The organism is Nocardioides dilutus, assembly GCF_054779555.1.
The window spans coordinates 1,280,939-1,302,668 of sequence record NZ_BAAGYA010000001.1; the positions used below are offsets into that span (position 1 = coordinate 1,280,939).

21 protein-coding genes are annotated in these 21,730 nt (G+C 69.4%); 11 read left to right on the top strand and 10 right to left on the bottom strand.

From position 1 onward, the window contains the following. Positions 1-555: 555 nt before the first annotated feature. The gene (gene cysN / locus ACYVC6_RS06225; RefSeq protein ID WP_460712054.1) at positions 556-1,854 is read right to left on the bottom strand and encodes a sulfate adenylyltransferase subunit CysN; all 1,299 of its coding nucleotides are present in this window, start codon (positions 1,852-1,854) and stop codon (positions 556-558) included. After that, positions 1,854-2,768: a sulfate adenylyltransferase subunit CysD gene (cysD, locus tag ACYVC6_RS06230; RefSeq protein WP_460712056.1), complete on the bottom strand. Its 915-nt coding sequence runs from the start codon at positions 2,766-2,768 to the stop codon at positions 1,854-1,856. The genes cysN and cysD overlap by 1 nt, the downstream gene beginning before the upstream one ends. A 209-nt stretch (positions 2,769-2,977) precedes the next feature. Between cysD and ACYVC6_RS06235 the strand changes: the two genes are divergently transcribed. The 4 genes from ACYVC6_RS06235 to ACYVC6_RS06250 all read left to right on the top strand — a co-directional run bounded on the left by ACYVC6_RS06235 (position 2,978) and on the right by ACYVC6_RS06250 (position 6,543). Further along, entirely contained in the window at positions 2,978-4,144 is a 1,167-nt protein-coding gene (locus tag ACYVC6_RS06235; RefSeq protein ID WP_460712058.1) for a nucleotide sugar dehydrogenase, read from the top strand. Positions 4,145-4,193: 49 nt separating this feature from the next. Then, positions 4,194-4,982 carry a hypothetical protein gene (locus ACYVC6_RS06240; protein ID WP_460712060.1) on the top strand — a complete coding sequence of 263 codons (789 nt, stop codon included), beginning with the start codon at positions 4,194-4,196 and terminating at the stop codon, positions 4,980-4,982. A gap of 699 nt (positions 4,983-5,681) precedes the next feature. Then, on the top strand, positions 5,682-6,197 hold the full coding sequence (locus tag ACYVC6_RS06245; protein ID WP_460712062.1) for a TylF/MycF/NovP-related O-methyltransferase: 516 nt from the start codon (positions 5,682-5,684) through the stop codon (positions 6,195-6,197). Positions 6,198-6,405: 208 nt separating this feature from the next. Next, positions 6,406-6,543, top strand: a complete 138-nt coding sequence (locus ACYVC6_RS06250; protein WP_460712064.1) for a hypothetical protein — start codon at positions 6,406-6,408, stop codon at positions 6,541-6,543. Positions 6,544-6,568: 25 nt separating this feature from the next. Here ACYVC6_RS06250 and ACYVC6_RS06255 read toward each other — a convergent pair whose 3' ends face one another. From ACYVC6_RS06255 to cysC, 4 genes are all read right to left on the bottom strand, one after another. Then, complete coding sequence (locus tag ACYVC6_RS06255; protein WP_460712066.1) at positions 6,569-6,772, bottom strand: hypothetical protein; 204 nt, start codon at positions 6,770-6,772, stop codon at positions 6,569-6,571. A gap of 50 nt (positions 6,773-6,822) precedes the next feature. Beyond that, positions 6,823-8,529, bottom strand: a complete 1,707-nt coding sequence (locus ACYVC6_RS06260; RefSeq protein ID WP_460712068.1) for a formate--tetrahydrofolate ligase — start codon at positions 8,527-8,529, stop codon at positions 6,823-6,825. A 63-nt stretch (positions 8,530-8,592) separates the two neighbouring features. Continuing rightward, on the bottom strand, positions 8,593-9,579 hold the full coding sequence (locus ACYVC6_RS06265) for a sulfite exporter TauE/SafE family protein (protein WP_460712070.1): 987 nt from the start codon (positions 9,577-9,579) through the stop codon (positions 8,593-8,595). 70 nt (positions 9,580-9,649) lie between these two features. Beyond that, positions 9,650-11,797, bottom strand: coding sequence for an adenylyl-sulfate kinase (cysC, locus tag ACYVC6_RS06270; protein ID WP_460712072.1), 2,148 nt, complete (start codon positions 11,795-11,797; stop codon positions 9,650-9,652). Positions 11,798-11,902: 105 nt separating this feature from the next. On the opposite strand from cysC, the gene ACYVC6_RS06275 reads away from it, so the two are divergent. The 5 genes from ACYVC6_RS06275 (at position 11,903) to ACYVC6_RS06295 (ending at position 15,228) form a co-directional block, all read left to right on the top strand. Continuing rightward, positions 11,903-12,862: an asparaginase gene (locus ACYVC6_RS06275; RefSeq protein ID WP_460712074.1), complete on the top strand. Its 960-nt coding sequence runs from the start codon at positions 11,903-11,905 to the stop codon at positions 12,860-12,862. Positions 12,863-12,972: 110 nt separating this feature from the next. After that, on the top strand, positions 12,973-13,374 hold the full coding sequence (locus tag ACYVC6_RS06280) for a helix-turn-helix domain-containing protein (RefSeq protein WP_460712076.1): 402 nt from the start codon (positions 12,973-12,975) through the stop codon (positions 13,372-13,374). Between the two features lie 68 nt (positions 13,375-13,442). After that, positions 13,443-14,015, top strand: a complete 573-nt coding sequence (locus ACYVC6_RS06285; protein ID WP_460712078.1) for a hypothetical protein — start codon at positions 13,443-13,445, stop codon at positions 14,013-14,015. A gap of 83 nt (positions 14,016-14,098) precedes the next feature. Then, the gene (locus ACYVC6_RS06290; protein ID WP_460712080.1) at positions 14,099-14,914 is read left to right on the top strand and encodes a hypothetical protein; all 816 of its coding nucleotides are present in this window, start codon (positions 14,099-14,101) and stop codon (positions 14,912-14,914) included. A 29-nt stretch (positions 14,915-14,943) separates the two neighbouring features. Then, positions 14,944-15,228, top strand: a complete 285-nt coding sequence (locus tag ACYVC6_RS06295; RefSeq protein WP_460712082.1) for a DUF2516 family protein — start codon at positions 14,944-14,946, stop codon at positions 15,226-15,228. Here the strand turns inward: ACYVC6_RS06295 and ACYVC6_RS06300 are convergent. After that, positions 15,164-16,612, bottom strand: coding sequence for a tyrosine-protein kinase domain-containing protein (locus ACYVC6_RS06300; protein ID WP_460712084.1), 1,449 nt, complete (start codon positions 16,610-16,612; stop codon positions 15,164-15,166). The two genes, ACYVC6_RS06295 and ACYVC6_RS06300, sit on opposite strands and share 65 nt — an antisense overlap. Positions 16,613-16,739: 127 nt before the next feature. On the opposite strand from ACYVC6_RS06300, the gene ACYVC6_RS06305 reads away from it, so the two are divergent. Continuing rightward, positions 16,740-17,084, top strand: coding sequence for a phosphomannose isomerase type II C-terminal cupin domain (locus tag ACYVC6_RS06305; RefSeq protein WP_460712086.1), 345 nt, complete (start codon positions 16,740-16,742; stop codon positions 17,082-17,084). Positions 17,085-17,856: 772 nt separating this feature from the next. Here ACYVC6_RS06305 and ACYVC6_RS06310 read toward each other — a convergent pair. The 3 genes from ACYVC6_RS06310 to rfbB all read right to left on the bottom strand — a co-directional run bounded on the left by ACYVC6_RS06310 (position 17,857) and on the right by rfbB (position 20,813). Then, positions 17,857-18,159: a GIY-YIG nuclease family protein gene (locus ACYVC6_RS06310; protein ID WP_460712088.1), complete on the bottom strand. Its 303-nt coding sequence runs from the start codon at positions 18,157-18,159 to the stop codon at positions 17,857-17,859. 199 nt (positions 18,160-18,358) lie between these two features. Next, on the bottom strand, positions 18,359-19,741 hold the full coding sequence (locus tag ACYVC6_RS06315) for a sugar nucleotide-binding protein (protein ID WP_460712090.1): 1,383 nt from the start codon (positions 19,739-19,741) through the stop codon (positions 18,359-18,361). 73 nt (positions 19,742-19,814) lie between these two features. Then, complete coding sequence (rfbB, locus tag ACYVC6_RS06320) at positions 19,815-20,813, bottom strand: dTDP-glucose 4,6-dehydratase (RefSeq protein WP_460712092.1); 999 nt, start codon at positions 20,811-20,813, stop codon at positions 19,815-19,817. 25 nt (positions 20,814-20,838) lie between these two features. On the opposite strand from rfbB, the gene rfbA reads away from it, so the two are divergent. Continuing rightward, positions 20,839-21,708, top strand: coding sequence for a glucose-1-phosphate thymidylyltransferase RfbA (gene rfbA, locus ACYVC6_RS06325; RefSeq protein ID WP_460712094.1), 870 nt, complete (start codon positions 20,839-20,841; stop codon positions 21,706-21,708). Positions 21,709-21,730: the final 22 nt, after the last annotated feature.

Below are 21,730 nucleotides of genomic sequence, written 5' to 3' on the forward strand. Positions count from 1 at the left end.
GCACCTCAGCAGTTCGTCCGGCTGTTCAGTCTCCGAGCCGTCGCCGGTCATCTCCCGGGACGCTGCGCCGCCCCCTGGGACCCGCTCGCGGACCAGCTGTTCGGACTGGGCGATCGGCTGTGCTTCGGCGGTGTTCGTGCCCGGACGTGCGCCGGGTCGATCGATCTCGGCCCGGCGGACGTCAGGACGATGCAAGGCGATTCACCGCACTCGACGCGAGGCGTTGAGTCAGATCCGAGGTCGTTCCTCGCCGACCATCGGCAGCGATGATTCGAGTGGCGAAACCCCGGGTGGGGAGGCATCGCCGCGTAGGGTGTCAAGCTCTTGCTCAGTAGCGAACGTCGGCCACGCATCAGGGTGCTCAGGGCTCACCCCATTTCGCTCACACCAGAGTTCGAACGGGGTTGCGACATGCGGTGAGTTGCAGAACGACCAGCACCCCAACTCAGTCCTCATGTGTTGGAAGGTAGGTGTCGATGTTGAACAACTAGCCAACTGAGTCTGGCCTTTGGTGCGGATCTGCGGGGCACACGATTGACGCGGCCCTCGCGTCGTCTAGCTACCTGAGTTGATCATCCCCGCGCCGACGGTGACCCCGGTCGCCTCGTCGATCAGGATGAAGGAGCCGGTGGTCCGGTTCTTCGAGTAGGGGTCGCAGAGCAGCGGCTGAGTGGTGCGCAGCTGGATGCGGCCGATCTCGTTGAGTCCGAGCTCCTTGGTCTCCTGGTCGCGGTGCAGCGAGTTGACATCCAGGCGGTATTGGATGTCCTTGACCAGGGCCCGCGCGGTGCGCGTCGTGTGCTTGATGGCGAGCTTCTGCCGCGGCCGCAGCGGTGTCGGGGTCATCCAGCAGACCATCGCGTCGATGTCCTGGCTGGGCTTCGGGGCGTTGTGGACGCGGGCGATCATGTCGCCGCGGGACACGTCGACGTCGTCCTCGAGGCGCACCGTGACCGACATCGGCGGGAACGCCTCGGTGATCTCCCGGTCGAACATGTCGATGGCGGCGATCTTGGACGTCATGCCACTCGGCAGGACCACGATCTCGTCACCAGGCTTGAGGACGCCGCCGGCGACCATGCCGCCGTAGCCGCGGTAGTCGTGGTGCTCGTCCGACTTCGGGCGCACGACGTACTGCACCGGGAAGCGGACGTCGACCAGGTCGCGGTCGGAGGCGACGTGCACGTGCTCGAGGTGGTGCATGAGCGTCGGCCCGGAGTACCAGGGCATCTTCTCGGAGCGGTTGACGACGTTGTCGCCGTTGAGCGCCGAGATCGGGATGACCTCGAGGTCGGGGATGTTGAGCTTGGTGGCGAACTGAGTGAACTCGGCGTGGATCTTCTCGTAGATGTCTTCGGAGAACTCGACGAGGTCCATCTTGTTGATCGCGAGCACGAGGTGGGGCACCCGGAGGAGCGACAGGATCACCGCGTGGCGGCGGGACTGCTCGGTGAGGCCCTGGCGGGCGTCGACTAGCACCAGTCCGAGGTCGGCGGTCGAGGCGCCGGTGACCATGTTGCGCGTGTACTGCACGTGGCCGGGGGTGTCGGCGATGATGAACTTGCGGCTGGGGGTCGCGAAGTAGCGGTAGGCCACGTCGATGGTGATGCCCTGCTCGCGCTCCGACCGCAGGCCGTCGGTCAGCAGCGCGAGGTCGGTGTAGTCGTAGCCCTTGGACGCCGACGTGGCCTCGACGGCCTCGAGCTGGTCCTCGAAGATCGACTTGGAGTCGAGCAGCAGCCGCCCGATGAGCGTCGACTTGCCGTCGTCGACGCTGCCGGCGGTGGCGAAGCGGAGCAGGTCGGCGTTGCGGCCGGCGAGTCCGTGGATCTCTCCAGGGTTGAGGTCGGCCATCAGAAGTAGCCCTCCTTCTTCCGGTCTTCCATGGCGGCCTCGGAGAACCGGTCGTCGCCACGGGTGGCGCCGCGCTCGGTCAGCCGGGCGACCGCGATCTCCTCGATGATCTCGGGGATGGTGGCGGCGCCGGACTCGACGCAGCCGGTGAGCGTCAGGTCGCCGACGGTGCGGAACCGGACGGTGCGCTCCTCGACGGTCTCACCCTCGCGGCACGGGTTGAACTCCGACTCCGTGAGCAGCATCCCGTCGCGCTCGAAGACCCGGCGCAGGTGGGAGAAGTAGATCGACGGGATCTCGATGCCCTCGCGGCCGATGTAGTCCCAGATGTCGAGCTCGGTCCAGTTGCTGATCGGGAAGATCCGCATGTGCTCGCCCTCGTGCAGGCGGCCGTTGTAGAGGCTCCACAGCTCGGGACGCTGGTTCTTGGGGTCCCATTGGCCGAACTCGTCGCGGTGGGAGTAGACGCGCTCCTTGGCCCGGGCCTTCTCCTCGTCGCGTCGGCCACCGCCGAACGCGGCGGTGAAGCCGCCCTCCTCGAGCGCGTTGAGCAGGGTGCCGATCTGGAGGCGGTTGCGCGAGGTCTTGCCGTCGTCGACGACGATGCCATCCTTGATGGCCTCCTCGACGCTGGCCACGATCAGGCGGACGCCGAGCCGGCTCACCCAGTTGTCGCGAGTCGCGAGGACCTCGGGGAAGTCGTAGCCGGTGTCGACCTGGAGCACCGGGAACGGGATCTTCGCCGGGTAGAAGGCCTTCTCGGCGAGACGCATCATGACGATGGAGTCCTTGCCGCCGGAGAACATGAGGACCGGCTTCTCGAACTCGGCGGCGACCTCGCGGAAGATGTGGATCGACTCCGCTTCGAGCTGGTCGAGCTGGCTCAGCCGGTAGTCGACGTGCGTGGCTGTCATAGGGAAGTTGAGGCCTTCGGGTCGGGAACTGCGACGCCCCACACTAGCCGCGACCGCCGTAGGTCACGAAAGCGTGTCGAATGTCGGGTAAGTCACGGTGGTTAATCGCCGACGCTGGTTGGTTGCGCGGGTGCCCAGGCCTGGATGGTTTCGAGGCTTGTCGCTAGCGTTCCTCACACCTCAACCACCGGCAGTGACAGACTTCGCGGGTGAAGATCGCGGTCGTGGGGGCGGGGTATGTGGGGCTGTCCAACGCCGTCCTGCTCGCCCAGCGGCACGAGGTGCGGGTGCTCGACATCGACGGCGAGCGGGTCGACCAGCTCAGCCGGCGCGTGTCGCCGATCGAGGATGCCGAGCTCGAGGACTACCTCGCGCACCGCGAGCTGGACCTGGTCGCGACCATGGACCCTGCTGTCGCCTATGCCGGTGCCGAGGTGGTCTTCGTCGCGACACCCACCGACTACGACTCGGAGACCAACTTCTTCGACACCAGCTCGGTCGAGCAGGTGCTGGGGCAGGCGCACGCCGCCGCGCCCGAGGCGACGCTGGTCGTGAAGTCGACGGTGCCGGTGGGGTTCACCCTGCGAATGCGGGCCGCACATCCGGGCGCTGCCGTCGTGTTCAGCCCGGAGTTCCTCCGCGAGGGCCGGGCGCTGCACGACAACCTGCGCCCGTCGCGGATCGTCGTCGGCGACCGAGGCGAGCGGGGCCGGCTGGTCGCCGACCTGCTGCGGGAAGGGTCGCTGGAGCCCGACGTGCCGGTGCTGCTCACCGACGCGGCCGAGGCCGAGGCGATCAAGCTGTTCGCCAACACCTACCTGGCGCTGCGCGTCGCCTACTTCAACGAGCTCGACACCTACGCCGCCGTGCGCGGCCTCGACTCCGCGCAGGTCATCGAGGGCGTGGGTCTCGACCCGCGGATCGGGACCCACTACAACAACCCGAGCTTCGGCTACGGCGGCTACTGCCTGCCCAAGGACACCAAGCAGCTGCAGGCCAACTACCGCGACGTCCCGCAGAACCTGATCAGTGCCATCGTCGAGGCCAACACGACGCGCAAGGACTTCATCGCCGCCGACATCCTGCGCCGCGAGCCCGCGACGGTGGGGATCTACCGGCTGATCATGAAGGCCGGCTCCGACAACTTCCGGGAGTCGTCCGTGCAGGGCGTCATGAAGCGGCTGAAGGCGAAAGGCGTCGAGGTCATCGTCTACGAGCCCTCGTTCGAGGAGAAGTCCTACTTCAACTCCGACGTCGTCGCCGATCTCGAGGAGTTCAAGCGCCGCGCCGACGTGATCGTCGCCAACCGTCGGTCGGAGTCGCTGGAGGACGTGGCGGAGAAGGTCTACACCCGCGACATCTACGGCCGGGACTGACCTTTCCCATTCCCCTGAGAGGTGCGCGTCTTTCTCGTTACCGTCGAGTGTGTCCGTCCGACGTCTCGCTGAGCGCCTGCTGGGCGTTGCCGCGTTCACCACGCTGACGGTGACCGGCATGGGCGTGCTCATCGCGCCCGCGGCTCCGGGCCCGGCGCTGTCGTCGGCCGAGCAGCGGGAACAGCCAGCTGAGGTGGATTCGCCCGCGGAGGTGCCCGTGGACGTGACTGTCCGGGCGCCCTCCGTCCCGCTTCCCGAGGTGAAGCTGCAGCGGCAGACCGACTTCACGATCGGCGACGGGCTGCCCGACGGTGGCCGAGTCTTCAACACCGGGGCCAACCGCAGCGGGATGGCGTTGACCGGCGGGCTGCTGGTGCACGGCGAGCCCGAGTCGTCCGGTGCGGTGGGGTTCGTCGAGACCAAGCTCAAGGGTGAGGTGCGGCTCCTGGGCCTCCGGGTGCGCTTCCCGGACGCCAGCTCGGGGTCCGTGGCGCTCGTCGGCTGGCAGACCTCGCTGGTGGACGCCGACCGCAAGGGAGCCGGCACCCCCGCCACCGGCATGCGCCTGGTCGCCTCGCCCGGGCGGTGGGAGCTCACCGTCGTCGACGGCGAGGTGATCGTGATCGGATCCGGCACCTATGCGGCCACCGACGGCCCGGCCACCTTCGAGGTGCGCCGCAGCGGGAGCCGGCTCTACGTCGTCGACCCGACCGGGGCGGTCACCGTGGTCGAGGACAAGCGAGCAGCCCGGCTGGCCGGGCCCTGGGCCTCGTGGGGGCTCTCCGAGACCGGTCCCGAGCAGGTCCCCGCCTCGATCGAGGCGGTCTGGGCGGGGTAGGCGCGGGCATCAGGACCGCAAGGTGTCCCTTCGCGGGGCAGCGAGGCAGCCACCCATATTGCGTAAAGAGAGACCGGATGCGTCATACACACGCTCGTGTCCACGGTGGACAACATCTTGACCCGCGCCAAGGGTGCGGTGCTGTGAGCAACGGCAGGCTGACCAAGGTCGACGCCTCCGGCGGACCTCGCGGTCGATAAGACCGACAGCGCGGTCCCACCATCGTCACCGTGAGCGATTGGATCCGCTCCACGGCGCTGGGTCGGTCTCCTTGGACTTCCAGTATGAGGCGACCCTGCGCATCCGGGCGGCCTGGCTACCGCGCCTGCAGCCCACCGACACCAGCGTGCGTAGCGGCTACGGCACCTCTCGAGTCCGACACTGGCCCGGGTGACCCATGTCAACACGTCTGCCCGCAATACTTGGATGGCCTGACCGCTCCCAACCCCCAGCGCCATTTGGAAGCCTCTCTGGACGCGGTCGACCCTGACGTGATCTGGTCGTCTCTCACGAAACGCCGGCATCGAAGGGTTGCGACAAGTGCTTCGTCAATCAGTCAAGCAACAGGTGGTCCGCCATGGGTTAGGTCCCTTCCGGCCGTACTTTCAGGCGCTCAACGCGCACGCCTGGTTTGGTCAGTGGCTAAAGGCCCATCCAACGGATAACGAGTTCAGCGATCGCCGCCGCCTATACGACTTCTTGCTCGAGGGGATCGATGGCCCCATTGACTACCTCGAGCTCGGCGTCTACGAAGGCGAGTCGATCAAGTACTGGGCCCAGGCGAACACAAACCCCGGCTCCCGGTTCTGGGGGTTCGACTCATTCGAGGGCCTGCCCGAAGCGTGGAGCGGCGCCTTCAACTCCATGGCGGAAGGAACTTTCGACACCGGCGGCAACGTGCCGGTAGTCGACGACGAAAGGGTCCACTTCGTCAAAGGGTGGTTCCAAGAGACCATCCCGCCGTTCCTTGACGGGTTCGAGCAACGAAACCAACTAGTCGTCCATTACGACGCCGACCTCTACACCTCGACGCTCTACGGGCTGTGCAAGCTGGACGTCATCTCGAAACCCGGCACCATCCTGATCTTCGATGAGTTCGGCGGCGCTGACGGCGAGGCCAAGGCTTTCGATGATTACTCGCGGTCGTTCCTCAGGGACTTCGAGGTGGTCGGGCAGACCACAGGAGGCTGGCGGGTCGCTCTGCGACTGAAGTAGGCCTATCGCACGGAGGAGTGGCAGGTCTTACGCCGATGACCTAGCCCCCTGGAAGGGGACGCCGTCGCAGTAAGGGCCTTGTCATGCTGGATGGGTGGGTGCGATCGGCCCCGGGCGCGATGGTGGTCACTCTCACGGACTCTCGTAGAACTCGCAGATTGAGTTGTACGGTCTGCCGCCATCGGTTCGGCGGAGCGGCTGCGGCGATGTGTCCTCCGCCGGGCCTCTCTACGGCGACGTGCAGGTGATCGGGCTGGACATGCCCGCGCTGACCGGCCTCCTGGGGGTCTCCGACACCGGTCCCGAACAGGGCCCGGCGTCGGTTGAGGCGGTCCGGGCGGGCTGACGCACGCGTGTCCAAGGGACCTGAGTCAGTCGCGGGTCCGCCAAAGGACCAGGCACGCCAGTGCCGACCCCGCCCACAGCACCAACGGGAGCAGGTCGCCACTGTTGAGTCCGTGGCCGCTGTCGAACTCCAAGATCACCTGTCCTGCCCAAGGACCGTGGCCTGCCAGCAGCATCAGGGTCAACACCGTCACCGCGACGAACACGAGCAGCACCGACCCTCGTCGCACGCGCCTGACGTTACTCGGCCCGCTCCCGCGGACTGGCGAGGACAGCCCGTTCAGAACAGGCCGGTCACCTTGCCATCGGCGTCGAGGTCGATCCGGGTGGCATTGGGGTGCTTCGGCAGGCCGGGCATGGTGCGCATGTCCCCGCAGATCGCGTAGACATAGCCGGCTCCGGCCGCGGCCCGCACCTCGCGCACCGGCATCCGCCACCCGGTCGGTGCCCCACGGAGGGTCGGGTCCGAGCTGATCGACAGGTGGGTCTTGGCGATGACGACCGGCAGCCTGCCGAAGCCGAGCCGCTCGAACTCCGCGAGCGCCTTGGCCGCCGCCGGCGAGATGTCGATCCCGTCCGCGCCATAGATCTGGGTCGCGATGGTCTCTATCTTTTCCACCAGGGGCGCCGACAGGTCGTAGAGATAGCGGAACGACGAGCCCTCCTTGAGCGCCTCGAGCACTTCCTCAGCGAGGGCGTCCGCGCCGGCCCCGCCCTGGGCGACGTGGCGGGTGACCGCACACCGGACGCCGAGGCGCTCGCAGAGCCGGTGGATCACCTCGTGCTCGGAGTCGTGGTCCTCGGGGAAGGCGTTGATGGCAACCACGGGGGTGACCCCGAAGCGCCGGACGATCTCGATGTGCGCCTGCAGGTTGGGCAGCCCCGCGGTGACGTCGCCGGGGTTCTCGGCCTGCATGGCCGCCGGGAGCCCCTTGCCGGGGCGGATGTCGTAGCGCCCGGAGTGGGCCTTCATCGCCCGCACCGTGGTCACCACGACGGCCGCGTCGGGCGTCAACCCGTCGGCTCGGCACTTCACGTCGAAGAACCGCTCGGCCCCCATGTCCGCGCCGAACCCGGCCTCGGTGATCACGATGTCTGCCCGCGACAGCGCGATCCGGTCGGCGATCACCGAGGAGGTGCCGGTGGCGATGTTGCCGAAGGGGCCGCAGTGCACCAGGGCGGGGCCACCCTCGAGTGTCTGCATCAGGTTGGGCTTGAGGGCGTCCTTGAGGATCACCGCCATCGCGCCGGCGACCTTGAGGTCCTCGGCAGTGACCGCTTCGCCGGTCCAGGTGGTGCCCACGACGATCCGGCCGAGCCGCTCACGCAGGTCCTGCAGTGACGTGCTGAGGGTCAGGATCACCATCACCTCGCTGGCCGCGGTGATGTCAAAGCCACTCTCCCTGGGCACCCCGTCCATCCGGGCGCCCAGCCCGATCACCACGTTGCGCAGCGACCGGTCGTTGACGTCCATGACACGGCGCCAGGTCACGCTGCGCGGGTCGAGCCCCACGGCGCTGCCCTGGTGGAGGTCGTTGTCAACGACGGCGGCCAGCAGGTTGTGCGCGGCGGTGATGGCGTGGAAGTCGCCGGTCAGGTGCAGGTTGAGCCGCTCCATCGGCACCACCTGGCTGTAGCCGCCGCCGGCTGCCCCGCCCTTGATCCCGAACGTCGGGCCCATCGACGGCTGCCGCAGCGTCACGACCGCCTTGGAGCCACGAGCCACCAGCCCCTGGGCCAGGCCGACGCAGGTGGTGGTCTTGCCCTCGCCCAGGGGCGTGGGGGTCACCGCGGTGACCACGACATACCTGGCCTTCCTGCGGGCCGCGGCGGCCGAGCCGTCCAGCGCCGAGAGGTCGACCTTCGCCACCCCCCGGCCGTAGTGCTCCAGCTGCTCCTCGTCGAGGCCGAGGTCGGAGGCGACCTCGGAGATGGGGCGCAACGTGGCGGCGGTGGCGATCTCGAGGCTGGTCTGCGGGGTGGCCATGGTCCTGCCTACTCGGGCACGGACCCGCAGGGCCAGGGACGTTCGGCCTGACGGTGAGGCGGCTTAGGTCCGCCGTCGTCCCGCGACGAAGTCCGGGTCCTCGAGCTGGGCGACCGTCGGTGCGCCGAACATCGGCAGGCCCTGGCTGCGCCGCAGGAAACCCCAGACGACCGGCACCAGCACGACCATCACCAGGCCGATCACGCCGATGAGCACCGGGTGGGTCTCCTCCTTGCCCAGAGGGGCCCAGCCGGCCTTGTCGAGCAGGGCCACGCCGCTCATGGTGAGCACCACGACGATGCCGCGCCGGATGAACGACTGCGGCACCTTGGGGGCGATCCGGGCGCCGATGAGGGTGCCGGGCACGGAGCCGATGACGAGCGGGATGAGGATGTCCCAGTCGATGCCGTTGAGGACGATGTTGGAGATGGCCGCTGCCAGCACGAGCGGGACGGCCTGCACGAGGTCGGTGCCGACCAGCCGCACCGCCGCCAGACCGGGGTAGAGCATCAGCAGCGCCACCATGATCACCGAGCCGGAGCCGACGCTGGTGATGCCGACGAGCAGGCCGCCGAGGGCGCCCACCAACAGGGTGGGGACCGGCCGCACGGCCGGGTTGGGGTCGGCGTTGGGCACGCCGCCGCGCACCCGGCGCAGGTTGATGTAGAGGCGCAGCGCGTAGGTCGACGCGGCCAGCAGCAGCGCGAAGCCGATCGACATCTTCAGCACGTAGTTGAGCTGGTCCTCGTCACTGGTGAGCCCGGCCACGAGGTAGGGGCCGAGCAGGGCCATCGGCACCGAGCCGAGGATCAGCCACTTGGCGAGGTCGAGGTGGGGCGAGCCTTCGCGCGCGTGCACGAGAGCGCCGCCGGTCTTGTAGACCGCGGCCGCCGTCAGGTCCGCTGTGACGACCGTGGCGGCCTCACCCACGCCCAGGAAGATCAGTGCCGGCGTCATCAGCGCCCCGCCACCCATGCCGGTCAGCCCCACCACGATGCCGACGAAGAACCCCGCGGCGAGAATGGAGAGGAAGGCGGTGCCGAGGTCCATGGGCGAGATTGTCTATCAAGTCGGTAAAGAAAGCCAACTCACCGCGCCGAGTGGTCGAATGGGCGCTGCGTCAGCGGGACAGGGCGGGGAGGACGGCGCGCAGCAGCTCGTCGAGCCGGGTCACGCAGGCGGCGGCCGCCGCGGGGCCGCGGCGGTAGGGGTCCGGCACGTCGAGACCGGGGTCGGCGTGACCGCGGGTGGTGGCGACGTGCTCGAGGAGCTGGTAGCGGGTCAGGCCGGCCGGCGCCTTCGCCACGGCTTCGGCGAACTGGCCGAGCGTGAAGACCTTGCGGAAGAGCTGCGGCTGGTCGTCGAGGATGAACGAGCGGTGCGCGGTCTCGGCGGTGAGCACCAGGTCGGCCTCCTCCACGATCTGCCTGGTCAAGGGCCGGCTCCGGAACTCGGCGGTGTCGAGGTCGGCCGGCAGCGCGGCGCGCATCGCGTCCTCGACCCCGTGGTCGGTCCAGCCGTGGGTGCCGGCGCTGCTGAAGACCAGGTCGGTGTCGTCGCCCGCGGCGTGCCGGGCCATCGCCTCCAGCGAGGCCGAGCGGCAGATGTTGGCGGTGCAGACGAAGAGGACGTGGAAGGGCTTGGATCCAGTTCCAGCGTTGGCTTGCGGGGTCTCGACGACGCTCGCTGACGCTCGCTGCTCGACCAGCTCGGTCGGGGTCTCGACGACGCTCGCTGGCGCTCGCTGCTCGACCAGCTCGGTCGGGGTCTCGACGACGCTCGCTGACGCTCGCTGCTCGACCAGCTCGGTCGGGGTCTCGACGACGCTCGCTGGCGCTCGCTGCTCGACCAGCTCGGTCGGGGTCTCGCTGACGCTCGCTGACGCTCGCTGCTCGACCAGCTCGGTCGGGGTCTCGACGACGCTCGCTGGCGCTCGCTGCTCGACCAGCTCGGTCGGGGTCTCGACGACGCTCGCTGGCGCTCGCTGCTCGACCAGCTCGGTCGGGGTCTCGACGACGCTCGCTGGCGCTCGCTGCTCGACCACCGAAGACGTCAGATCGAGAAGGCCGGCGTCGCGCAGGGCGAGGAGCACGTCGTCGAGGGCGTCCTCGATGGTGCGGCCGGTGGTGTCGACGCGGACGTCGGCGTCCTGGGGCTCCTCGTATGGGGAGGAGATGCCGGTGAACTCCGGGATCTCGCCGGCCCGAGCCTTGGCGTAGAGGCCCTTGCGGTCGCGGCGCTCGCACTCCTCCAGCGGCGTGGCGACGTGGACCAGGAAGAACGCGCCGCCCGCGTCGTCGACCATCGCTCGCACCTGCTGGCGGGTCTCGTCGAACGGCGCGATCGGGCTGACGACCGCCACCCCGCCGTGCCGGGCGATCTCGGCGGCTACCCAGCCGATCCGGCGGATGTTGGTCTCCCGGTCCTCCTTGGAGAAGGTCAGGCCCGCGGACAGGTGGCGGCGTACGACGTCGCCGTCGAGGCTCGTCACCGTCCGACGGCCCTGCTCGTGCAGCCGGTCGACCAGGGCCCGGGCGAGGGTGGACTTGCCGCTCCCGGAGAGGCCGGTGAAGAACAGCACGAGCCCTCGCTCGTCCGGCGGGGGCTTGTCGGTGTGGACGATGTCGGCGATCTCGGCCGGGTAGCGCGCGCCGCCTGGGTCGGGCGCGGCGAGCTCGACCAGCGGGGGTTGTGCGTCATGGTCGACGTAGGTCGAGAGAACGGCCCAGTGCAGCATCCGGTCGGTGTCGGGGTCGCCGTGCGAGGCGAGCGGGACGGTCACCACCACCGCGTCGTCGAACTGGGCGGCGGCGGCGAGCGTCGCGCGGACCAGGGCCACCGGCGACAGCGCGGAGGTGCCGTGGCCGACCAGGGCGAGCAGCGCGACCGGCCCGAGGACGGCCACCTCGTGCAGCTGGCTCTCGGTGAGGGCGTCGGTCACGGGCACCACCGTGCGTCCGACATGGGCCGCCCGATACTGCGCGGGCGTGAGCCGCAGGTGCCGGAAGGCGCCGAACGTCGGGTGCGCGAGCGGCTCGACCGTGCCGTCGGGCCACGCCACCCGGGCCAGCGGCAGGCCCTCGGGGTCGACGAGCTCGACGGCGCCGGCGGCGGCAGCCTGCTCGCCGACGGTGTCGGGAAGCCGCAGGGTCAGCGGGCTGTCGGGCTGGTTGAAGCCGTCGACGCCGGGCACCGCGCCGCTCAGCAGGAGCTCGAGGTCGTCCAGCTCGACCGGGGTGGGGCAGTGCTGGGGGACGGGCGCGGACACGGCGGCCATCCTGCCAGGGGCGGTCGATACGGTGGGGTTCCAGCCTCGGCTTGCGAGGTTTCGAGACGGGCGCTGCGCGCCCTCCTCAACCACCGAGGGGAATCCGTGTCACACCCGGTCGTCATCGCCGAGGTCGTCCGCTCCGGCTTTGTCGAGGGCCACCACTACGGGTCGGTCGTGGCGCTGGCCGCGGACGGGTCGGTCGACTGGGCGGTCGGCGACGTCACCTCACCGGTGCTGCCGCGGTCGAGCAACAAGCCGCTGCAGGCCGTCGGCATGGTCGAGCTGGGGCTCGACCTGCCTCCGGACCTGCTGGCGCTGGCCTGCGCCTCCCACTCCGGCGAGCCGATGCACCTCGACGGCGCCAGGCGGATCCTGGCGGGCGCCGGGCTCGACGAGTCGGCGCTGCAGACGCCGCCCGACGTGCCGCTGGACGACGTCGACCGCGACGCCTGGCTCCGCGACGGCCGGGGCCGCGAGCCCATCGCCATGAACTGCTCGGGCAAGCACGCGGCGATGCTCGCCACCTGCGTCGCCAACGGCTGGGACGTGTCGACCTACCGCGACCCCGCACACCCGCTGCAGCGCGCGCTCGCCGGGACCTTCGCCGGCCTCACCGGAGAGCCGATTGTCGCGACGGCGGTCGACGGGTGTGGCGCGCCGCTCTTCTCGGCCTCGCTGGTGGGGCTGGCCCGCGGCTTCGCGGCGCTGGCGACCGCCACCGAGGGCAGCCGACACCGGGTCGCCGAGGCGATCCGGGCCCACCCAGCCATGGTGTCCGGCTCGCGGCGCGACGAGCTCACCCTGCTGACCGCCATCCCTGGAGCCATCGGCAAGGCGGGCGCGGAGTCCTGCTATGCCGTGGCGCTGCCGGACGGCCGGGCCTTCGCGCTCAAGACCGACGACGGCGGCCAGCGGGCGCGTCCGGTCGTGATGGCCGCAGCCCTCCGGCGGTCGGGCGTCGACTCCGAGCCGGGCGTGGACACCGAGGCGGTGCGCGCGACCGGCGTCCACCACCTGCTGGGGGGTGGCGAGCCGGTGGGCGAGGTCCGCGCCGTACTCTAGAATTCTGCAAGCGCTGGATGACTCGGGAAGGCCTTATTCCTAGCGGAAATGTGACACTCCAGACAGTCGCTCAGTTTGCATCTGCTAACTCCAGCAAGCACAATGGAGGTATGGCCAAGGCGAGTGTCGGCGAGCGGGTCGGGGAGCGCGTCAACAGCGCTGTCGAGTCGCTCGGTGACTACCTCAAGGAGCAGCGCATCAACGCGCGGCTTTCCTTGCGTCAGCTGGCTGACCAGGCAGGGGTCTCCAACCCCTACCTGAGCCAGATCGAGCGCGGCCTGCGCAAGCCCTCGGCCGAGGTGCTGGCCCAGATCGCCAAGGCGCTGCGGATCTCCGCGGAGTCGCTCTATGTCCGGGCCGGGATCCTCAGCCCGGAGGACGGAGTGGGGGGCTCGGTCGAGCTCGCCATCCTCGGTGACACCGGGCTGACCGAGCGCCAGAAGCAGTCGCTGCTCGACGTCTACTCGTCGTTCCTCGCCCTCAACACGGGCGCGGATCACTCCGCCGAGTAGGCCCGACCGACCCTCACCGCAACCAGACATCGCCGGCAGACGCCGGCCCCAACGAGAAGGAGATGGACATGGCCAAGGCCAAGTTCGACATCAAGACTGAAGCGACCCGCACGCTGCACGCCGGCGTCGGCGTCGTCGACCTCGCGGTCGAGACCGTCAAGGAGCTCGCCACCGACGCGCAGAAGCGCTTCGAGGAGATCCAGAAGGACGCGCAGAAGCGGTTCGAGGACGTCCAGAAGGACGCCCAGAAGCGCTTCGCCGAGGTCCAGAAGACCCTCACCGAGCTCGACTTCCAGCCCCAGGCCCTGCGCCAGGAGGCCACCAAGGAGGCCGCGGCTCGCCGTGAGCTGATCGAGAAGCGCGTCGCGGCCCTGCGGGCCGAGGCCGAGAAGTTCGTGACGGCCAACGTCGAGACCGCGACCGACACCTACGAGGAGCTCGCCAAGCGCGGCGAGACCGTCGTCAAGCAGTTCCGCAACAAGCCCGCCACCAAGGCGACCGTGGCCAACGCCAAGACCACCCAGGCCAAGGCGAAGACCACCGTGACCCAGGCCAAGAAGTCCCCGGCCAAGAAGTCGGCCAAGGCGACCGGCACGGCGGCGAAGAAGACGGTGAAGTCGGCGGCCAAGACCGTCAGCTGACCCTCAGCTGACCCAGTCAGCGACGAGGCCCCCCGCAGGTATGTGCTGCGGGGGGCCTCGTGTCTGTTCGCTACGGTGAATGAATGGCGGCCGTACGGGGATCGGGTGCCCGAGCCCTGCAGTGGCTCGGGCTGCTGCTGTTGGCCGCGGTCACCGTCGCCCTCTGTTACCTGGCGCTGACCCGGGAGACCGCTGCCGACTCGGAGCTCGCCCAGGACACCTCGCCGAGTGCGTCGGACACCCCCACGTCGACTGACCAGCCGACCCCCACCGGCGAGCCGACCGCCGCCGGGGACGTCAAGGTCCCCAAGGTCCCCGACCAGCGGCTCGCCGACTTCACCAAGGGTGACGACCTGCCCGACGGGTCGGTCGTCTACGACTCGCCCGGCAACGCCACCGGCATGAAGGCGACGGCCAAGGGTCTGACCCACGGATCCGTCGACATCGCAGGGGCCGGCGGGCTCGGTCTCGTCGAGACCGAGCTGAAGTCGGCGGTTCGCTCCCTGGGTTTCCGGGTGCGCTTCGCGAAGGACGAGCCGGGCTCGGCCGTCCTGGCGGCCTGGGAGTCCTCGGCCGTCGTCGCGCTCGAGGAAGACGCCGGGGACCTGCCGAGCGGCATGCGGTTCGTCGCCACCCCCGGCACGTGGAGCCTGGCGTTCATGAGCGCCGGGGGAAGGCAGGTGCTGGCCGAGGGGACGTTCGACCCCGCCGCTGGACCACTCGAGTTCCGGGTGGTGCGTGACGGCGACGAGCTTTTCGTCGTCGACCCGACCGGGCTGGTCACGACTGCGACGAAGTCCCGGGCGGACGAGTTGTTGGGCCCATTCGCCTCGTGGGGACTGATCGAAAGCGGACCGACGCAGGCGCCGGCGGTCATCGAGGCGGTGTGGGCGGGCTAGGGCTCGCGCCGACCAACTACCCTGTCGTGGTGGACGTGTTCGGCATCCAGAGCGGCATCATGCTCCTTGTCTACTTCGTCGTGCTCGCCGTCAAGATCTATGCCTTCGTCAGCTCGCTGACGTTCTCGGCCGAGAGCTACGAGGCCGCCGGCAAGCTCACCAAGCCCGCGTGGACGATCATCCTGGGCCTCGGGGTGGTGCTACAGCTGCTCTTCGGCGGGGGACTGCTGATCCTCAGCCTGGCGTTCACTATCGCGGCTTTCGTCTACCTCGCCGACGTCCGTCCCGCCCTCGCCGGCCTGACTCGTCGCTAGCCGTGCGCTGCGGGGCATAGCTGTAGCTGTAGCTGTAGGCGTAGGCGTCCCCGCCGTCCTTGCCGCGGGTCAGGTTGAGGACGACGCCCAGCGTCTTGGCGTCGACCGCGTCGAGGCGCTCGATGGCGTGCGCGAGCTGGTCGCGGGTGGTGCGCCCGTGACGGGTCACCACGATCGCGCCGTCGGACATCGCCGCCAGCAGCGCCGCGTCCGTGACCGGGAGCAGCGGCGGGGCGTCGATGACGACGATGTCGAACTGCTCGCGGAGGTCGGCCAGCAGCTCGGCCATCGCACGTGACTGGAGGAGCTCGGAGGGGTTAGGCGGGATCGGGCCGCAGGCCAGCACGTGCAGTCCGGTGTCGCCGTAGGTCTGGAGGGCGTCCTCGAGCTTGACCCGGCCGACCAGCACGCTGGTCGTGCCGATCGCGCCGTCGATCTCCAGCCGCTTGGCCACCATCGGGCGGCGCAGGTCACACTCGACGAGCACCACACTGTGGGCGCCCATCGCCATGGTGACGGCAAGGTTGACCGAGGTCGTGGTCTTGCCCTCGCCGGGGAGCGAGCTGGTGACCACGAAGACCTTCTTGTCGTGGTCGACCTCGACATACTGCATGTTGGTGCGGAGCACCCGGAAGGCCTCGGCCCAGCGTGTGGGGCCGGACAGCGCGGCGACCGGGGAGAGCTTCGCCGCTGCCGGGTCGGCGTTGATCCGCCCGAGGATCGGCGCCGGGGTGGCCTCGGCGACGTCCTCGGCGGAGCTCACCGTGGTGTCCATCAGCTCCCGCACGACCGCGAGGGCGACCCCGAGCAGCAGCCCGAGCACGATGCCGAGGCCTAGGTTGCGGGTGGGCTGCGGGGCGACCGGCGTGGTGGAGACCTGGGCGTTGTCGACCACCCGGGCCACGATGATCTGCTCGCCCGTTGCCGAGGCCGGCTCCAGGGTCGGCACGAGGTCGCTCAGCGCCTGGGCGTAGGCCTGCGCGATGTCACGGGCGCGGGACGGGTCGGGATCCGTGGCGGTCAGCTCGAGGTTGACGGTCTCGGGCACCACGGTCGCCGTGATCTGCTCGCGCAGCTCGTCGGGCTCGCTGCCGTCGTCTAACAGCCTCGCCACCTCGGTGGCGATGCTCGGCGACTTCGGCACGAGGTCGGCGTAGGACGTGACCCGCTCGGAGGCGAAGAGGTTGCCCTGGTAGACGGAGTCTCCGCCGCCCTGGTTGGTGGCCACGAAGAGGCGGGCGGTGGAGGAGTATTGCGGCGTGGTCTGCCAGGTGACGAACGCCGCCGCGCTCACGCACAGCAGCAGCATGACGACGACAGACACCCAGCGGCGCTTGATGGTCCGCCAGTAGTCCTTGAGCTCCAACGTCTGGTCCCCGCTCACCATGGGTGTCTCGCGGGACAGTGCCCGGAAATGTCCAGTCAACTGTAACCGAGGCCTTCGTCGATCATGCGGTCGCGGAACGTAGGGTGGCGCCTGACGTAGTCGTGAGGGAGCAAGGGGCAGCGGAGTGGAGTCTGAGACCCGACCGTGGGGGTCGTGGCACGTGCTCGACGAGGGCGACGGATGGAAGGTCAAGCGGATCGTCGTCGACCCGCACAGCCGGTTGTCCTACCAGTACCACCACCACCGCGCCGAGCACTGGGTCGTGGTGACCGGCAAGGCGACCTGCGTGGTCGACGGCGAGACCCGGATCGCCGGCCCGGGGGAGTGTGTCGACGTCGAGCTCGGCCAGCCCCACCGCATCAGCAACGAGCAGGACCAGACGCTGGTCATCATCGAGGTCCAGCGCGGCGACTACACCGGCGAGGACGACATCGTCCGGCTCGAGGACGACTACGGCCGCAGCGGCTAGCCCCTCGTTGGTCGAGCAGCGAGCTAGCCCTTCTCGTTGGTCGAGCAGCGAGCGCTAGCGCCCCTCGTTGGTCGAGCGGCGAGCTAGCCCTTCTCGTTGGTCGAGCAGCGAGCGCTAGCGAGCGTCGTCGAGACCTGGTGAGTTGGTGCTGGGGCTGTGGTGGAGCGGGTGCCTGGGTGAGGGTGGTCTCGACGACGCTGGCTCGCTGCGCTGGCGCCCCTCGTTGGTCGAGCAGCGAGCGCTAGCGAGCGTCGTCGAGACCTGGTGAGTTGGTGCTGGGGCTGTGGTGGAGCGGGTGCCTGGGTGAGGGTGGGCTCGACGACGGTGGCTCGCTGCGCTGGCGCCCCTCGTTGGTCGAGCAGCGAGCGCTAGCGAGCGTCGTCGAGACCTGGTGTGTTGGTGGTGGAGCGGGTGCCTGGGTGAGGGTGGGCTCGACGACGGTGGCTCGCTGCGCTGGCGCCCCTCGTTGGTCGAGCAGCGAGCGCGAGCGAGCGTCGTCGAGACCTGGTGTGTTGGTGCTGGGGCTGTGGTGGAGCGGGTGCCTGGGTGAGGGTGGTCTCGACGACGCTGGCTCGCTGCGCTGGCGCCCCTCGTTGGTCGAGCAGCGAGCGCTAGCGAGCGTCGTCGAGACCTGGTGAGTTGGTGCTGGGGCTGTGGTGGAGCGGGTGCCTGGGTGAGGGTGGTCTCGACGACGCTCGCTCGCTGCGCTCGCATCGCTGCTCGACCACCTGGTGGTGTCGCTGCGCGACCATCTGGTCGCGCCTGAGTGGGCCTAGTCCGGCTTGGGTGGCCGGTTGCGGCCGCGAGCCAAGGCGGGCAGGTCGTCGAGGCGGCCTTCGATCAGGGCTATTCGCTTGGCCCGACCCCAGTTCTGCACCTGCTTCTCGAAGGCGAACGCGGCACCGATCGTCTCGAACTCGACTGACCACACAAGCGTCACGGGGCGGCGCCGAGCCGGCCGGGTGTACGCCGAGCCGACGCCCTCGTTGTGGAGGAAGAGGCGTAGACCGAGGTCGATCGTGCTGCCGACGTAGAACGACCCGTCTGCGCACTCGAGGATGTAGGTGTAGGGCATGTCTGGTGCATGCCCTCTTTGCTGCGGGTCGCACCTGGTGGGTAAGCGGCTGTGGATGAGCGGGTGCCTTCGTGAGGGTGGTCTCGACGACGCTCGCTCGCTGCGCTCGCATCGCTGCTCGACCACCTACTGGGGGTCGCTGCTCGACCACCTACTGGGGGTCGCTGCTCGACCACCTACCGGGTCGCTGCTCGACCACCTACGCGCTGAGGTAGCGCCTCAGGGCCACCATCGCATCCTCGGGCTCGAAGCCGGTGGCCTTGATCTTGGACAGGTCCAGCACGCTGCGCAGCGGGCGCGGGGACAGGCCCTGCTGGCCGGCGTAGTAGGCCTCGGTCGTCACTGGGGTGACGTCCTCACGGTCCCGGCCGCTCAGGGCGAACACCTCGCGGGCGATCTCGCACCACGACATCGGCTCGCCGCCGTTGCTGAGGTTGTAGGTGCCGTAGGCCGCCCCGGTGTCGAGGAGGTGGACGGTGGCCCGGGCCAGCTCGTCGGTGAACGTCAGCCGCCCCACCTGGTCGTCGACCACCGACGGGCTGACGCCCTTGGCGGCGAGGGTCTGCATCGTGCGGACGAAGTTGTTGCCTTCGCCGATCACCCATGAGGTGCGGAGCACGTAGTGGCGCGGCGCCGCGGCCACCGCGATGTCACCGGCGGCCTTGCTCTGGGCGTAGACCCCGAGCGGGGAGAGCGGCTCGCCCTCGGTGTGGGGGTCGGCCGTGCCGTCGAAGACGTATTCCGTCGAGTAGTGCACCAGCGTGAACCGGTGTTCCGCGGCCAGCCGGGCCAGGGTCGCCGGTGCGCCGGCGTTGGCGGCCCACGCGGTGCGGCGCCCGTCCGGCGTCTCGGCGGCGTCCACCGCCGTGTAGGCGGCGGCGTTGAGCACCAGGCCGTAGTCGCGCCAGGGGAACGCCGCCACCTGGGCGGAGTCCGTGACGTCCAGCTCGTCCAGGTCGACGAGGTCGGCGCCGGGGAACGCGGCGGTCAGGGCGCGGCCCAGCTGGCCGAGGGAGCCGATGATCAGCGTCTTCCTCGGCTTCATCGGCTCCACGTCGGCCAGCATCGGCGTGGTCCGGTCCTTGTCGGAGATCTCCGCCTCGGCCAGCGGGATCGGCCAGGGGATGGCGACGGTCGGGTCGGCCAGGTTGAGCGCGGGGTAGGCCAGGCCGGCCCGCCAGTGGTCGTTGACCAGGTAGGAGTAGGTCGTGCCGTCCTCGAGCACCTGGTAGGAGTTGCCGACGCCACGCGGCACGAAGACGGCGACCGTCGGGTCGGCCTCGATCGTGAAGACCTTGCCGAACGAGTCGCCCTCGCGCATGTCGACCCAGGCGCCGAAGATCCGGCCCTGGGCCACGGAGATGAACTTGTCCCAGGGTTCGGTGTGCACGCCACGGGTCACGCCACGGCGCGCGTTGTAGGCCACGCTGTGCTGGACGGGCCCGAAGTCGGGCAGGCCGAGCGCGGTCATCTTCGCGCGCTGCCAGTTCTCCTTGAACCAGCCGCGGCTGTCCTCGTGCAGCGGCAGCCGGACGACGAGCAGGCCGGGGATGTCGGTCGTCTCGATGGACAGCTCAGCCATCAGTTCCAGCCTCGGCTTGCGAGGTCTCGACGACGCTCGCCAGAGCTCGCTGCTCGACCAGCACGTGGGGAGGTCATTGACCCTTGGCGGCGTACGCCGCCTCGGTGGCCTGCTTGGCCGGCCGCCACCAGTCCTCGTGGGCGACGTACCACTCGATGGTGTCGGCGAGCCCGGCCTCGAAGTCCTGGAAGCGCGGCGCCCAGCCGAGCTCGGCGCGCAGCTTGCCGGACTCGATGGCATAGCGGCGGTCGTGGCCAGCACGGTCGGTGACGAACTCGATGTCGTCGGGGCCGCGGCCGAAGTACTTCAGAATCGCGGTGACGACCTCGAGGTTGCTCTTCTCGCCGTCGGCGCCGATCAGGTAGGTCTCGCCGATCCGGCCCTGCTCGAGGATCCGGAGCACGGCCGAGGAGTGGTCGTCGGCGTGGATCCAGTCGCGCACGTTGAGGCCGTCGCCGTAGACCTTGGGCAGCACCCCGTCGATCATGTTGGTGATCTGGCGGGGGATGAACTTCTCGATGTGCTGCCAGGGGCCGTAGTTGTTGGAGCAGTTGGACAGCGTGGCCTGGACCCCGAAGCTGCGCACCCAGGCGCGGACCAGGTGGTCCGAGCCGGCCTTGGAGGCCGAGTAGGGGCTGCTCGGGTTGTAGGGCGTGTCTTCGGTGAAGCGCTTGGGGTCGTCGAGGTCGAGGTCGCCGTAGACCTCGTCGGTGCTGACGTGGTGGAGCCGGGTGCCGGTCTTGCGGACCGCCTCGAGCAGCGTGAACGTGCCGAGGATGTTGGTGCGGATGAAGGGGCTCGGGTCGTCGAGGCTGTTGTCGTTGTGGGACTCGGCGGCGAAGTGGACCACCGCGTCGTGCTCGGCCACCAGCGGGTCGACGGTCTCGGCGTCCGCGACGTCGCCCACGACCAGGCTCACTCGGCCCTCGGGCAGCCCGTCGAGGGACTCCCGGCTGGCGGCGTAGGTCATCTTGTCGAGGACCGTCACCGTCGCATCCGTGTGTTGCATCACGTGGTGCACGAAGTTGGAGCCGATGAACCCGGCGCCGCCGGTCACGAGTAAGCGAGTCACGGGGCACCAGTCTAGGGTCTTGCAGGTGCGCGGAATCATCCTGGCCGGTGGCACCGGTTCACGACTGCACCCGATCACCCTCGCGGTGAGCAAGCAGCTCATGCCTGTCTACGACAAGCCGATGATCTACTACCCGCTCACCACGCTGATGCTGGCGGGCATCCGGGACGTCCTGGTCATCACCACGCCGCACGAGTCCGACCAGTTCCGCCGGCTGCTGGGCGACGGGTCACAGTTCGGTGTCTCGATCACCTACGCCGTGCAGCCGAGCCCCGACGGTCTCGCGCAGGCGTTCATCATCGGCGCCGACCACGTCGGCGACCAGCCGGTCGGGCTGGTGCTCGGCGACAACATCTTCTACGGCGGCGGCCTCGGCGAGCGGCTGGTGCGCTTCAGCGACATCGACGGGGCGGCGGTCTTCGGCTACCGGGTGGCCGACCCGACGGCGTACGGCGTCGTGGAGTTCGACGAGTCCGGCCGCGCGCTGTCGCTGGAGGAGAAGCCGGCCCACCCCAAGAGCCACTACGCGGTGCCCGGTCTCTACTTCTACTCCTCCGACGTGGTGGACCATGCCGCTGAGCTGAAGCCGTCGGCGCGCGGCGAGCTCGAGATCACCGACCTCAACCGGGTCTATCTCGAGCAGGGCCGTCTCCAGGTCGAGGTGCTGCCGCGCGGCTCGGCCTGGCTCGACACCGGGACCTTCGAGGACCTCGACGAGGCCGGCAACTTCGTCCGCGCCATCGAGCACCGGCAGGGCCTCAAGATCGGCTGCCCGGAGGAGGTCGCCTGGCGGATGGGATTCCTGTCCGACGAGGAGCTGACCGAGGCCGCCCAGCCGCTGATGAAGAGCGGCTACGGCACCTATCTGCTCAGCCTGCTCGACGACCCGCGCTAACGGGGCCCGCCTCGCGTCACCA

Bases quoted from the DNA above. Each gene is read 5' to 3' on its own strand.
- cysN (WP_460712054.1), bottom strand. From the start codon at position 1,854: ATGGCCGACCTCAACCCTGGAGAGATCCACGGACTCGCCGGCCGCAAC.
- ACYVC6_RS06315 (WP_460712090.1), bottom strand. From the start codon at position 19,741: ATGGCTGAGCTGTCCATCGAGACGACCGACATCCCCGGCCTGCTCGTC.
- ACYVC6_RS06310 (WP_460712088.1), bottom strand. From the start codon at position 18,159: ATGCCCTACACCTACATCCTCGAGTGCGCAGACGGGTCGTTCTACGTC.
- cysD (WP_460712056.1), bottom strand. From the start codon at position 2,768: ATGACAGCCACGCACGTCGACTACCGGCTGAGCCAGCTCGACCAGCTC.
- ACYVC6_RS06265 (WP_460712070.1), bottom strand. From the start codon at position 9,579: ATGGACCTCGGCACCGCCTTCCTCTCCATTCTCGCCGCGGGGTTCTTC.
- ACYVC6_RS06285 (WP_460712078.1), top strand. From the start codon at position 13,443: ATGGCCAAGGCCAAGTTCGACATCAAGACTGAAGCGACCCGCACGCTG.
- ACYVC6_RS06290 (WP_460712080.1), top strand. From the start codon at position 14,099: ATGGCGGCCGTACGGGGATCGGGTGCCCGAGCCCTGCAGTGGCTCGGG.
- ACYVC6_RS06260 (WP_460712068.1), bottom strand. From the start codon at position 8,529: ATGGCCACCCCGCAGACCAGCCTCGAGATCGCCACCGCCGCCACGTTG.
- ACYVC6_RS06280 (WP_460712076.1), top strand. From the start codon at position 12,973: ATGGCCAAGGCGAGTGTCGGCGAGCGGGTCGGGGAGCGCGTCAACAGC.